This is a genomic window from Halomonas sp. BM-2019, from assembly GCF_017584085.1.
In genome coordinates this window covers 1,779,921-1,793,178 of the sequence record NZ_CP071922.1, presented here as the reverse complement: position 1 = coordinate 1,793,178, position 13,258 = coordinate 1,779,921, and the positions used below count along the sequence as shown (strand labels likewise).

9 protein-coding genes and 1 pseudogene are annotated in these 13,258 nt (G+C 69.3%); 5 read left to right on the top strand and 5 right to left on the bottom strand.

The window, feature by feature from the left end; translation table 11 throughout:
• The coding region (locus tag J5F18_RS09050) for a RecQ family zinc-binding domain-containing protein (protein ID WP_346301915.1) at positions 1-702 on the top strand (702 nt) is incomplete at its 5' end.
• 11 nt (positions 703-713) lie between these two features.
• On the opposite strand, the gene J5F18_RS09045 is transcribed toward J5F18_RS09050, so the two are convergent.
• Positions 714-1,355, bottom strand: a complete 642-nt coding sequence (locus tag J5F18_RS09045; RefSeq protein WP_346301914.1) for a hypothetical protein — start codon at positions 1,353-1,355, stop codon at positions 714-716.
• Entirely contained in the window at positions 1,352-2,914 is a 1,563-nt protein-coding gene (locus J5F18_RS09040; protein WP_346301913.1) for a sigma-54-dependent transcriptional regulator, read from the bottom strand. Before J5F18_RS09040 ends, J5F18_RS09045 begins: the two co-directional genes overlap by 4 nt.
• A gap of 276 nt (positions 2,915-3,190) precedes the next feature.
• Between J5F18_RS09040 and phhA the strand changes: the two genes are divergently transcribed.
• The 4 genes and pseudogenes from phhA to J5F18_RS09020 all read left to right on the top strand — a co-directional run bounded on the left by phhA (position 3,191) and on the right by J5F18_RS09020 (position 7,477).
• Positions 3,191-4,024 (top strand): phenylalanine 4-monooxygenase, encoded by an 834-nt coding sequence (gene phhA, locus J5F18_RS09035; RefSeq protein ID WP_346301912.1) that lies wholly within the window; start codon positions 3,191-3,193, stop codon positions 4,022-4,024.
• Positions 4,025-4,082: 58 nt separating this feature from the next.
• Positions 4,083-4,421 (top strand): 4a-hydroxytetrahydrobiopterin dehydratase, encoded by a 339-nt coding sequence (locus tag J5F18_RS09030; protein WP_346301911.1) that lies wholly within the window; start codon positions 4,083-4,085, stop codon positions 4,419-4,421.
• Positions 4,422-5,585 (top strand): annotated as a pseudogene (locus tag J5F18_RS09025) (amino acid aminotransferase); the annotation flags it as partial.
• Positions 5,586-5,788: 203 nt separating this feature from the next.
• A complete protein-coding gene (locus J5F18_RS09020; protein ID WP_346301910.1) occupies positions 5,789-7,477 on the top strand; it encodes an NCS2 family permease in 1,689 nt (562 codons plus the stop codon).
• 571 nt (positions 7,478-8,048) lie between these two features.
• Here the strand turns inward: J5F18_RS09020 and J5F18_RS09015 are convergent.
• The 3 genes from J5F18_RS09015 to secA are packed head-to-tail and all read right to left on the bottom strand — an operon-like array spanning position 8,049 to position 13,024.
• On the bottom strand, positions 8,049-9,005 hold the full coding sequence (locus tag J5F18_RS09015; RefSeq protein ID WP_346301909.1) for a Nudix family hydrolase: 957 nt from the start codon (positions 9,003-9,005) through the stop codon (positions 8,049-8,051).
• 56 nt (positions 9,006-9,061) lie between these two features.
• Positions 9,062-10,282, bottom strand: a complete 1,221-nt coding sequence (gene argJ, locus J5F18_RS09010; RefSeq protein ID WP_346301908.1) for a bifunctional glutamate N-acetyltransferase/amino-acid acetyltransferase ArgJ — start codon at positions 10,280-10,282, stop codon at positions 9,062-9,064.
• Positions 10,283-10,318: 36 nt separating this feature from the next.
• The gene (gene secA, locus J5F18_RS09005; RefSeq protein ID WP_346301907.1) at positions 10,319-13,024 is read right to left on the bottom strand and encodes a preprotein translocase subunit SecA; all 2,706 of its coding nucleotides are present in this window, start codon (positions 13,022-13,024) and stop codon (positions 10,319-10,321) included.
• Between the last annotated feature and the right edge of the window lie 234 nt (positions 13,025-13,258).

Below are 13,258 nucleotides of genomic sequence, written 5' to 3'. Positions count from 1 at the left end.
GAGGCCCTGGTCGGGCGCTTCGCGGGCGAGCGCGGCGCCTTCGTCCAGGCCCTTCTCGATGCCGCCCCCCGGGCGCGCACCTGGCACGCCCTGGACTTCGCGACCCTGGCGCGGCTGGGCGCCGAGCGGGGGCTGGACGTCCGCCGCACCCGGGTGCTGACAGCCCTGGAGTACTTCGTCGACAAGGGGTGGATGACCCTGGAAAGCAAGCAGCTCACCGAGGTCTACCGGGTGCTCGAGGCGCCCCGCGACCCCGCCGCCCTGGCCGACGCCCTCCACGCCTACTTTCGCGACAAGGAGCAGGCCGAGGTCGCCCGGCTGCATGCCATGCTGGCGCTGTTCGAGGCCGACGACTGCCTCACCCGGCGGCTCGCCGAGTGGTTCGGCGATACCCGGGCCCCGGCGCACTGCGGCCACTGCTCCGCCTGCCGCGGCGAGCCCGCCCGGTTGCCGGCCCCGACGTCCCTGGCCCCGCTGGAGAGCCAGGATATCGCGGCGCGCCTGGCGGCCCTGGGCCCGCGGCTCGCCGAGGACAGCGACGGCGGCCCCGCCACGGCGGACCTGCTGGCCCGCTTCCTGTGCGGCATCGCCACGCCCCGCCTCACCCGCCTCAAGGCCAGGCGGCTGCCGGGCTTCGGGGCGCTGGCGGCCTACCCCTACGCCGAGGTGCGCGAGAGCGCCGCGGCCCTGGCAGCGGCCTAAGCGGCGGCCGCTCACCCGGCGCCGGGAATAAGGCCCCGCCGCTGCAGCCAGCGCGTCAGCAGATGCACCGGCACATAGAGGACGAGCGGCCAGAGCGCCATCAGCCCCGCCAGGTAGAGCAGCGGCGGCAGCCACTCCTGGTGCTCCCCGAAGGGGCCATGCACCCAGTTGATGTTGCGCTCGGGGTCGGTGAGCAGGTAGCTCGCCGGCACCGCCAGCCAGGTCAGGGCGGTCTGCCAGGCCAGCGCCCACGGCGCATAGCCGAGCCGCCACAGGGCCAGCCCCACCACCACCGGCAGCACCAGGTGATAGAGCGACATCAGCCGGGTCAGCAGCGGCTGCTCGTCATCGAACATGTACTCGGTGCCGCCGATGGGGTGCACCCCGGTGAGCCAGGCGGTGCCCACGTCCACCGCCCAGAGGCTGCCCACCAGGGCCACCGACAGCCACTGCATGGAGAGCAGCAGGCGATGCTCGCGCCACAGGCCCACCAGGATCAGGAAGCTGGCCAGGTTGCACAGCCAGAAGTAGTTCTGGGGGCCCAGCAGCACCCAGTAAGTGGGCGCCCAGGCGACGATCCAGGCGGTAAAGGCGAGCTTCAGCCAGAGCGGCAAGACCGCGACTGGCGGCTCCCCCCCGATCGGGCGACTCATGCTTCCTCCCCGCCGATCCCGTGGCGCTTGAGCTTGTTGGCGATGGTGGTGTGCGAGACCCCGAGCCGCCTGGCCAGCTGTCGGCTGGAGGGGAAACGGGGATAGAGCGCCGCCAGCACCCGCTGCTCCAGCGCCCCCATGATCTCGGCCAGCGAGCCCTCCAGGGCGATGCCCGCCGGGCCGACGGTCTCGCCGACATCGGGCAGGCGCAGGTGCACGGGCTCGATCACCCCGTCCTCGCACAGCGAGACCGCCTGGAACAGCACGTTCTCCAGCTGGCGGACATTGCCGGGCCAGGGGTAGGCCGCCAGACGGCCCAGGGCCGCGGCCGACAACGAGGGCAGCGGGCAGCCGATCTGGCGGGCCGCCCGGTCGATGAAGTGCGCGGCCAGCCCCTGAATGCCGTCGCGACAGTCGCGCAGCGGCGGTACCGTCAGGCTCAGCACGTTGAGGCGATGGAAGAGATCCTGGCGGAAGCGCCCCTCGGCGCAGAGGCGCGGCAGGTCCTGCTGGGTGGCGCAGATCACGCGCACGTCGAGCCAGGTCTCCTCGTCGCTGCCCACCCGCCGAAAGCCGCCGTCCTGCAGGAAGCGCAGCAGCTTGACCTGCAGGCGCGGGCTCATCTCGCCCACCTCGTCGAGGAAGATGGTGCCGCCGGCGGTGAGCTCCAGCAGCCCGAGCTTGCCCTCGGGGCGGGCCCCCTCGAAGGCCCCCGGCGCGTAGCCGAACAGCTCGGTCTCGGCCATGGACTCCGGCAGGCCGGCACAGTTGAGCGCCATGAAGGGGGCCTGACCCCGGGGGCTCGCCAGGTGGCAGGCCCGCGCCAGCAGCTCCTTGCCGGTGCCGGTCTCACCCTGGATCAGCAGCGGGGCATCCAGGGGGGCCATGCGCCTCGCCTCCCGGGTCAGCGCCTCGAGCGCGGGGCTGGCCTGGAAGATCGACTCGAAGCCGCGCAGCGCCTGCCGCTGCACCTGATAGATGCGCTCGCCGAGGCGCTCGGCGCGATGCAGGGTGACCACGGCCCCGGCCAGCGACGCCACATCGTCATGATGCTCCCGATGCAGCGGCGCGATATCCGCCAGGAAGGTGGTCTCGCCCAGCCGCAGCCGCAGGCCGTTGACCCGGGCATTGTTGCGCCGGATCAGTGCCGGCAGGTCCAGGTCGGGCAGATAGCGGGCCAGCGACAGGCCGGGCACCTCCTCGATGCGCACGCCGAGCAGCTGGCCGGCGGCGCGATTGGCCGCCACCACATGCCCCTCCATGTCGATGGACATCACCGGGTCGCTGAGCGACGAGAGCAGCGCATCGAGCTCCAGGTGGCGGCGCTCGCTGGGCATCAGGCTGACCCGGCGCACGCCGAACACCCCGGGCACCGCCTCCAGCTGCGGCTTCAGGGTGGCCAGCTGGGCGTTGAGCAGATGGGGCACGTGCAGGTAGATGGCGTTGCCGTGTTCGCCGCCCACCTCGCCACGGGCCACGTTGAGGCCGTAGTCGGCGAAGGGGGCGACGATATCGCGCAGGATGCCCACCCGGTTCTGGCAATGAAATCGCAAGCGCATCGGCGGCGGCTCCGCTGGCGAAAAAAGACGTCACGTCGTCGTGACTCTGCCGTCAAGATAACGTTACAGCGCCGATTCAACAATGCCCGCCACCGGGCACCGCGCACCGTTCGCCCCCGCACGGCCCCTGAGTGTCACGATTTCTTTACGGCAGCCCGACGGCTGTCGCGCCGGCACGCCGCCACCCCCGTGCCGAGACGACTCCGGCGCCGCGTCGAGCTTCTAGACTGCGGGTATTCCCCCTCACCCACCGGCTGACGCCGGGGAGACACCGAGATGACGGCCACGACCTCACCCCTGAGTGACCAGGTCAGCAAGACCGGCTACCGTGCCCGGCTGCCCGACGCCCGGGGCCATATCGCCTACAGCGACACCGAGCACGCCACCTGGCAGACCCTGATGCGACGCCAGCTCCCGATCATCGAGGGCCGCGTCTGCCAGCAGTATCTGGACGGCCTGGCGTGCCTGGAGCTGCCGGAGGATCGCATTCCCCAGTTGCCCGAGATCGACCGGGTCCTGGAGGCCGCCACCGGCTGGCGCACCGTCCAGGTGCCGGCGCTGATTCCCTTCGACACCTTCTTCGACCTGCTGGCCAACCGCCGCTTCCCGGTCGCCACCTTCATCCGCACCCCCGAGGAGCTGGACTACCTGAAGGAGCCGGATATCTTTCACGAGATCTTCGGCCACTGCCCGATGCTCACCGACCCCTCCTTCGCCGAGTTCACCGCCACCTATGGCCGTCTGGGCAAGGCCGCCACCTCCAGGGAGCGGGTCTACCTGGCCCGGCTCTACTGGCTGACCGTGGAGTTCGGCCTGGTCGACACCCCGCAGGGGCGGCGCATCTACGGCGGCGGCATCATCTCCTCGCCCAAGGAGACCCGCTACGCCCTCACCGAGGAACCCGAGCACCTGCCCTTCGATCCCGTCGAGGCGATGCGCACCCCCTACCGCATCGACATCCTCCAGCCCCTCTACTATGTGCTTGACGACCTGCGCACCCTGCACGACCTTTCCCGTCAGGACATCATGGGCATGGTCTACCGGGCCATGGCGCTCGGGCTCCATGCGCCGCGCTTCGAACCGGCGCCGGAGCGCAGCCGGGCGAGCTGACGCCCCGGTCCGCGTTCGACCTGCTTTACGTTCCCTACCCCAGCCAGGAGGATGAGTCATGAGCCAACTGTCCCAACAGCGGTGCGAGGCGTGCGAGAAAGGCGCTCCCACCGTCAGCGACGCCGAGATCGCGCTGTTCAAGCCCGAGGTCCCCGAGTGGAAGATCGTCGAGCGCGATGGCATCATGCAGCTGGAGCGGGCCTTCACCTTCCCCGACTTCAAGCAGGCGCTGGCCTTCACCCATCGCGTCGGCGAGCTCGCCGAGGCGGCGGGCCACCACCCGGCCCTGCTGACCGAATGGGGCAAGGTCACCGTGACCTGGTGGTCACACAAGATCAGGGGCCTGCACAGGAACGACTTCATTCTTGCCGCCAGAACCGACGAGGTAGCGAATTAAATGTTCGAACACATTGAGCGGGTCCCCGGGGATGCGATCCTCGGCCTGATCGAGGCCTTCAAGAAGGACACCAACCCCCAGAAGGTCGATCTCGGCGTAGGCGTCTATAAGGACGCCCAGGGCAACACCCCGGTCATGCGCGCCGTCAAGGAGGCCGAGGCCCTGCTGCTCAAGAACGAGACCACCAAGACCTACATCGGCTCCCATGGGGCACCGGAGTACGGCGAGGTGATCCTGCCCATGGTGCTGGGCGAGGGCTCCCCGGTGCTGGCGGCCAAGCGGGCCAGCGCCACCCAGTCCCCCGGTGGCACCGGCGCCCTGCGTCTGGCGGCCGACTTCATCGCCAAGCAGCTGCCCGGCAAGGGCATCTGGGTCAGCGACCCGACCTGGCCCAACCACCACGGCATCTTCACCGCGGCCGGCATCGACCTGCACAAGTACCCCTATGTGGACGCCGAAAACCGCCTCGACTTCGACGGCATGCTGGCGGCCCTGAAGCAGATCCCCGAGGGCGACGTGGTGGTGCTCCACGCCTGCTGCCACAACCCCACCGGCTTCGACCTCTCCCGCGAGCAGTGGCAGACCGTGCTGGAGGTGGTCCGCGAGCGCCGCCTGCTGCCGCTGGTGGACTTCGCCTACCAGGGCTTCGGCGAGGGACTCGACGAGGACGCCTACGGGGTGCGCCTGCTGGCCGAGAGCCTCGACGAGGTGATCATCACCAGCTCCTGCTCCAAGAACTTCGGCATCTACTGCGAGCGCACCGGCTGCCTGATCATGGTAGCCAAGGACACCGAGCAGATGGAGAACGTCCGCTCGCAGATCGCCATCGTGGCCCGCGAGAACTACTCCAACCCGCCGGCCCACGGCGGCGCCATCGTCAGCGAGATCCTGCGCTCCGCCGAGCTCGCCGCCCTGTGGCGCGAGGAGCTCACCGAGATGCGCGACCGCATCAACACCCTGCGTCGCGACTTCGTCGAGGCCTTGAAGCCCTACGGCCTGGATCAGAAGTACGCCTGCGTGGCCGAGCAGCGCGGCATGTTCTCCTACACCGGCCTGACGCCCGAGCAGGTCGATCGCCTGCGCGACGAGTTCGGCATCTACATGGTGCGCTCCGGGCGCGCCAACGTGGCCGGCTTCTCCCACGAGAAACTGCCCTACCTGTCAACTGATCGCCGCCAGCGTCACGCCAGTCGCGCCCGGGCACCCGCCCGGGCGCTGTCGTTTCGGGTAGAATCCCACCCGGCTTGTGCGGCGACACCGGGCGCATCGAGGCGCACCCGGCAAGGCGCAACTTGACCAATAAGTCAAATCCTGTCCAGACTGCCCATTGCCCGGTAGACAACAACCCCAACCGCGAGAGGCTTCCCATGGCGGCATCCCCTGTCGGCTCACCCGTGCACTACCCCTGGTACCGAAAGGAGGACACCGACGCCTTCTTCGCGCTGTTCCAGAACAACATCGCCAACTTCGTCATCATCGCCATCACCATGCTCGGCATGGGCTTCCCGGCGTCGATCGTCTTCGGCCAGGTGCTGCCCGGCGCCGCCGTGGCGGTGATGGTGGGCAACTTCTACTACGCCTGGAGCGCGGCGCGCCTGGCACGGAAGGAGAACCGGGCCGACGTCACCGCGCTCTCCTACGGCATCTCCACCCCGGTGATGTTCGTCTTCCTGTTCGGGGTATTGCTGCCGGCCAAGCAGCTCACCGGCGACGCCGAGCTGGCCTGGAAGGTGGCGGTGGCCGCCTGCTTCATCAGCGGCGCCATCGAGGCGGCCATCAGCCTGATCGGCCGCTGGGTACAACGTCACCTGCCGCGGGCCGCCATGCTGGGGGCGGTCGCCGGCGTGGCGCTGACCTTCATCGCCGGCGAGATGCTCTTCAAGACCCTGGAGATGCCGGTGATCGGCCTGCTGGTGCTGGCGATCATCATCGTCGGGCTGGTGGCCCGGGTGGCCATGCCCTTGCGACTGCCCACCTCGCTGTTTGCCATCGTCGTCGGCACCGCCATGGCCTACCTGATCGGCGATGCCGGCGGCGAACGCTTCAGCGACGCCTTCACTCACCTGGGCTTCTACCCGCTGCTGCCCAACCTGGCCTGGTTCGAGGGCCTGGGGATGCTGTTCACCGGGATGATGGCGGTGCTCACCGTGGTGCTGCCGATCACCCTCTACAACGCCATCGAGACCATGAACAACGTGGAGGCCATGGAGGCCGCCGGGGACAAGTATGACGTGCGAGAGTGCCAGGCGGTGGACGGCACCGGCACCATGATCGGGGCGCTGTTCGGCGGCGTCTTCCCCACCACCGTCTATATCGCCACCGTGGGCGCCAAGTGGATGGGCGCGGGGCGCGGCTACAGCCTGCTCAACGGCGCCGTCTACGCCCTGGCCACCATGTTCGGACTGATCGCCGCCCTGGCCGCCATCATCCCGGTCTCGGTGGTGGCGCCGATCCTGGTCTTCGTCGGGATGTCGATGATCGCCACCGCCTTCCAGAGCAACGACACCCGCTACTACCCGGCGGTGGCGCTGGCCATGCTGCCCTACTTCGCCAACTACGTGATGACCCGCTTCGGGCGGGCCGCCGAGGAGACGGTCGCCGATATCTCGAGTGGCATCGTGCCCCTGGGCCAGGGCGCCATGTTCATGGCGATCCTGATCGGCGCCATGACGGTGTCGGTGATCGACCACCAGTTCCGTCGCGCCGCCGCCTTCGCCGGGGTGGCCGCGGGCTTCTCCTTCGTCGGCCTGATGCACGCCCCCGCGCTCGCCCTCAGTTGGCCCCGTCGGGGTCGTCGCCCCCGCCGACCATGCCGCGTAGGCGATCCCGAACGGACTCGAGGCGCCCCTTGGCGGGCTCCGCCGCTCGTTCTTCGGCAGGGTCCAGCCCCGGGGCCCGGGCCTCGGCCTCTACCGCTGTCTCGACACCAGTATCGGCCTGGGTACCGGCGTCGGCCTCGCTCTCGACGCCCAGCTCGGACTCGGCCTCCCCTTCGGTGCCGGCCTCGCCTTCGGTGCCGGTCTCACCTTCGGCATCCAACTCGGACTCGGCCTTGAGCCCGGCTTCACCCTCGACTCCCGCACCGGTATCGACGCCGCCCTCGACGGCCGCCAGCAGGATGGCGTCACTGGACTGGCTCATCATCGTCGATGAGGCGACACCACCGGTCGGCATCTCGTCCTCCAGCCCCATCGCGTGGGCCTGCACGGCCATGCCGGAGAAGATCAGTGTCATGCTGGCGGCCAGTGTCTTGAGTTTCATGATACGACTCCTTGTGCCCCGCCGAGGGCGGGTATCCATCTTCAGGGGTGACTCATCCCTGAGTCGTTCGACCCCTCGGGCCGGGTTCCTGCCCATCTCAAGCGAGAACCACGCCAGAAAATAATTATTCAATAAAAAACATGCAACTGAGGTCATCGACCACGGATGGAGCGGGATCGGACGCCGGCCGTCCTCCGCCAAACCGTCGTCGACTGGCGACGCAATTCGTCGCAGCGGCCGCTCTGTCCCTCTCCACCGACGTCTGGCTTGTATCCACCCGGCGACAGCGACCACCGCCGACAGGGCCCAGACGCAGCGCGCCCCGCCGGTTGGCGGGGCGCGTAGCGTCTCGGGCGTGGCTGTCGGCTACTTCCAGAAGTCGCGGATCGAGGCGATCCCCTGGGCCCCCACGGCGCGGGCGTGGTTGGCATCATGGCGGGTCATGCCCCCCAGCGCGAACACCGGCATGGCCGCCCGCTCCACCAGCTGCTGGAAATCGTGCCAGCCCATGGGGGCGACCTCCGGGTGGGAGGGCGTGGTGCGCAGCGGCGAGAGGGTCACGAAGTCACAGCCCAGCGTGCCGGCCTGGACCAGCTGAGCCCGATCATGGGTGGAGGCGGAGAGCCACTTGCCCTCGGCGATGGGGCGACGCTCCAGCTGCATCAGCCGCTCGCTGGTGAGGTGGATGCCGTCGGCATCGACCCGCCCCAGCAGCTCGGGCTCGGCGTTGAGCAGCAGGCGCGCGCCGTGCCGGCGGCAGAGGGCCAGGGCGGCCTCGGCACGCGCCAGGTAGGCGGCCTCGTCGAGCGCCTTGGCGCGCAGCTGGACCAGGCGCACGCTGTCCTCCACCAGGGCGCGCTCCAGGCGCTGCAGGAAGCGGCCCTCTTCCTCCTCCTCGGCGGTGATCAGGTACTCGGTGGGCAGCATCACGGCGCGCAGGATCGGCAGGTTGGCGGCCGGGAAGGGGTAGTTGACCAGCTCGGCCATGGGCACCCAGCGCACGGCCTGCCCCTCGCGGCCGAAAGGCTCGCCCAAGAACTCGTGCACCTGCCAGACATCGAGCAGGATATGCTTGTCGGAATACTCGTGGTGGATGCGGATCAGCGGCTGGGCCCGCTGGATCTCCACGCCGAGCTCCTCGTGGAGCTCGCGCTTGAGGCCGCCGAGGCCCGTCTCGTAGGGGGCCAGCTTGCCGCCCGGAAACTCCCAGAGACCGCCGTGGTCGACGTTGCTCGGCCGGCGGGCGATCAGCACTTGCCCGCCGTCGGCGCTGATGATGGCGGCGGCCGCCACATGCACCCTTCTCTTCACCATTGCGTTCATTGACCTTTCCACTTGACCGCGCGGCCAGCCGCGCGGGAACTGTCTGACGTCGCCGATCAGCTGCGGTAGTCGGCGTTGATGCTCACATACTCATGGGAGAGGTCGGTGGTCCATACCGTGGCGCTCTCCTGGCCGCGGCCGAGGGCGATGCGGATGGGAATCTCCTCTCGCGCCATCACCGCGCTGCCGGCCTCCTCGGTGTAACCGGGCGCCCGGCCGCCCGCCTCCACCAGGCGCACCTCGCCCAGATCAATGGCCACCCGGGAAACGTCGAAGTCAGCCACCGGCGCGCGACCCACGGCGGCCAGGATCCGCCCCCAGTTGGCATCCGAGGCGTAGAGCGCGGTCTTGACCAGCGGCGAGTTGGCCACGGTAAAGGCCACGTCCAGCGCCTCCCGGCGGCTCTCGGCGCCGTTGACCTGCAGGGTGACGAACTTGGTGGCCCCCTCGCCGTCGCGCACGATGGCCTGGGCCAGCTCGGTCATCACCCGCTGCAGGCCGTTGCGGAACACCGCAATGGCCTCCTCGCCGGCCACCTCCGGCCCACGGCAGGTGCTGATCAGCACGCAGGCGTCGTTGGTAGAGGTATCGCCATCCACGGTGATGCAGTTGAAGGAGCGGTCCACCGTCTCGCGCAGCAGCTCGTCGAGCAGCGCCTGGTCGAGGGTCGCATCCGTGGCCACGAAGGCCAGCATGGTCGCCATGTTGGGCTGGATCATGCCCGAGCCCTTGGCGATGCCGTTGATGGTCAGCGTCTCCTCACCCAGATCGAGGGTCACGCTGGCGCCCTTGGGCCGGGTGTCGGTGGTCAGGATCCCTTCGCCGGCAAGGCGCCAGGCCTCGGCGCCGTCATCCAGGTGCTTCAGCGCCGCCGGCAGGCCCGCCAGCAGCCGCTCCATGGGCAGCGGCTCGCCGATCACCCCGGTGGAGAAGGGCAGCACGGCCTCGGGGGGCACGCCGGCCAGCCTCGCGAGCTCGGCGCAGGTGGCTCGCGCATCGCGCAGGCCCACCTCGCCGGTCCCGGCGTTGGCGTTGCCGGTGTTGATCACCAGGTAGCGCGCCCCCGCACCGTAGGCCGCCAGGTGTTCCTGGGCCACCGTCACCGGGGCCGCACAGAAGGCGTTGCGGGTAAAGGTCCCCGCCACGCGGGCCCCCGCGGGCGCTTCGATCACCACCAGGTCGCGGCGGTTCGGTTTCTTGATGCCTGCCATGGCGGTGCCCAGGCGCACGCCGGGGATCGCCGGCATCGGCGGAAAGCTCGCGTCACCCACTGCCATCGTCTCGTCTCCTGTCGGGTTGGCCGGCGGCCTGGCTCAGTTGAGCTTGCCACAGCACTGCTTGTACTTCTTGCCAGAGCCGCAGGGGCAGGGGTCGTTGCGCCCGACCTTGGGCCCCTCGCGACGCAGCGGACGGCCGTCGGCGCCCGGCCGCGGCGCCGCCTGGGCCGCGCCGTCATCGCCGGCGCCCGGCTCGTCCCGGCGATTCGCCGCCGCGGCCCTGTCGCGCTCCAGCGCCTCGCGGCGCTGCCGCTCCAGCTCCTCGACCTCTTCGGGACGGCGTACCTGGACATGGCTGAGGATCCGGGTCACGTCGCTCTTGATATTAGTCAGCAGGGACTGGAAGAGCTCGAAGGACTCGCGCTTGTACTCCTGCTTGGGGTTCTTCTGGGCATAGCCGCGCAGGTGGATACCCCGACGCAGGTGGTCCATGGACTGCAGGTGCTCCTTCCAGCGGGTGTCCAGCACCTGCAGCATCACCTGCTTCTCGAAGCGGCGCATCAGCGCCTCGCCGGCCTCGGCCACCTTGGCCTCGTAAGCCTCGCGGTGCATGGTCTGCAGGCGCTCGCGCAGCTGCTCCTCGTGGAAGCGCTCGTCCTCCTCGGACCACCGCACCACCGGGGCCTCCATATTGAACTCGGACTTGAGGTGCTCCTCGAGCCCCGCCAGGTCCCACTGTTCGGGAAGGCTCTGGGGCGGCACATAGTCGCTGATGGCCAGGTCCAGCACCTCCTCGCGGATGCCCGCGACGGTCTCGGCGACCTGTTCGGCGGCCAGGATCTCGTTGCGCTGCTCGTAGATCACCCGACGCTGGTCGTTGGCCACGTCGTCATACTCGAGCAGCTGCTTGCGGATATCGAAGTTGCGGCTCTCGACCTTCTTCTGGGCACGCTCCACGGCGTTGGAGACCATCTTGTGCTCGATCGCCTCGCCGCGCTCGAGGCCCAGCGCCTTCATCATGCGCTGCACCCGATCGGAGCCGAACAGCCGCATCAGGCTGTCCTCCAGCGACAGGAAGAAGCGGGTCGAGCCCGGGTCCCCCTGGCGGCCGGCGCGGCCGCGCAGCTGGTTGTCGATGCGCCGCGACTCGTGGCGCTCGGAGCCGATCACGTGCAGGCCGCCGGCGGCGAGCACCGCATCGTGGCGCTCCTGCCAGGCGGCCTTGAGGGCCTGGATCTGCTCGGGAGAGGGATCCTCCAGCTTGGCCGCCTCGGCCTCCCAGTTGCCGCCCAGCATGATGTCGGTACCGCGACCGGCCATGTTGGTGGCGATGGTGACGGCACCGGCCCGGCCGGCCTGGGCGATGATCTCCGCCTCGCTCTGGTGCTGCTTGGCGTTGAGGACGTTGAAGGCGAGCCCGGCCTGCTTCATCAGATTGGCCAGGTACTCGGAGGTCTCGATGGAGGCGGTGCCCACCAGCACCGGGCGCCCGGCCTCGGTCTCGGCCTGGACATCCTTGATGATCGCCTCGAACTTCTCCTCGGCGGTGAGATAGACCAGGTCGTTGAGGTCGCGGCGGATCAGCGGCTTGTTGGTGGGGATCACCACCACGTCCAGGCCGTAGATCTGGCGGAACTCGAAGGCCTCGGTATCGGCGGTGCCGGTCATGCCGGCCAGCTTGTCGTAGAGGCGGAAGTAGTTCTGGAAGGTGGTGGAGGCCAGCGTCTGGCTCTCGCGCTGCACGGCCACCCCCTCCTTGGCCTCCACCGCCTGGTGCAGGCCCTCGGACCAGCGGCGTCCCGGCATGGTGCGCCCGGTGTGCTCGTCGACGATCACCACCTGGCCGTCGGCGACGATATAGTCCACGTCGCGGTGGTAGAGATGACGGGCGCGCAGCGCCGAGTGCATGTGTTGCAGCAGGTTGAGGTTCTGGGCCGCGTAGAGGGAATCCTCCTCGCCCAGCAGCCCCTCCTCGCGCATCAGCTCCTCGACCTTGTTGTGGCCGGATTCGGTGATCTCCACCTGCTTGTGCTTCTCGTCGAGCAGGAAGTCGCCGCTGACCGGCACCTCGGGATCCTCCGAGACCTCGCCCTTGGTCAGATGGGTCGCCAGGCGGTCGACCACCTTGTAGAGCTCGGTGTTCTCGTCCACGGCGCCGGAGATGATCAGGGGGGTGCGCGCCTCGTCGATCAGGATCGAGTCCACCTCGTCGACGATGGCATAGTGGAGCCCGCGCTGGACCTTGTCTTCCAGGGAGAAGGCCATGTTGTCGCGCAGGTAGTCGAAGCCGAACTCGTTGTTGGTCCCGTAGGTGATGTCGCAGGCGTAGGCCTCGCGCTTCTGCTCGGGGGTCTGGCCGGCATGGATGGTGCCGACGGAGAGACCAAGGAACTCGTAGAGCGGGCGCATCCACTCGGCGTCACGGCGCGCCAGGTAGTCGTTGACCGTGACCACGTGGACGCCCTTGCCGGGCAGGGCATTGAGGTAGACGGACAGGGTCGCCACCAGGGTCTTGCCCTCGCCGGTCTTCATCTCGGCGATGCGGCCGCTGTTGAGGGTCATGCCGCCGATCATCTGGACGTCGAAGTGGCGCATGCTCATCACCCGCTTGCCGGCCTCGCGCACGGTGGCGAAGGCCTCGGTCAGCAGGCCGTCGAGGCTCTCGCCGGCCTTGAGCGCGGCATCGTCCAGCGCCTCGAGCTCCGGCTCCAGGGCGGTGATGCGCTCGACGAGGCGGCCCATGCGCTTGACTTCACGGTCGTTCTTGGAACCGACGACCTTGCGTAACAGGGAATTGATCATGAAAGGGTCCAGTCTGTGCGTGTGACAACGTGCCGACCGCGGGGGGCGGACGGCCAGGCGTTCGGGTTCAGCGTGCCCACGCAGCGGGGGGACCCCGACGGGTCAGGACATCAAGGGCCGCGGTGAGGCGGCGGCGAAGCGGCGATGACGGCCGGGCAGGCCGCGCCCGGGCCGCCACGGGCCCCGGGAGGCAAAGCGGCCAGGCGCGACGCGCCAGGCGGCTCGCCTTCAGCC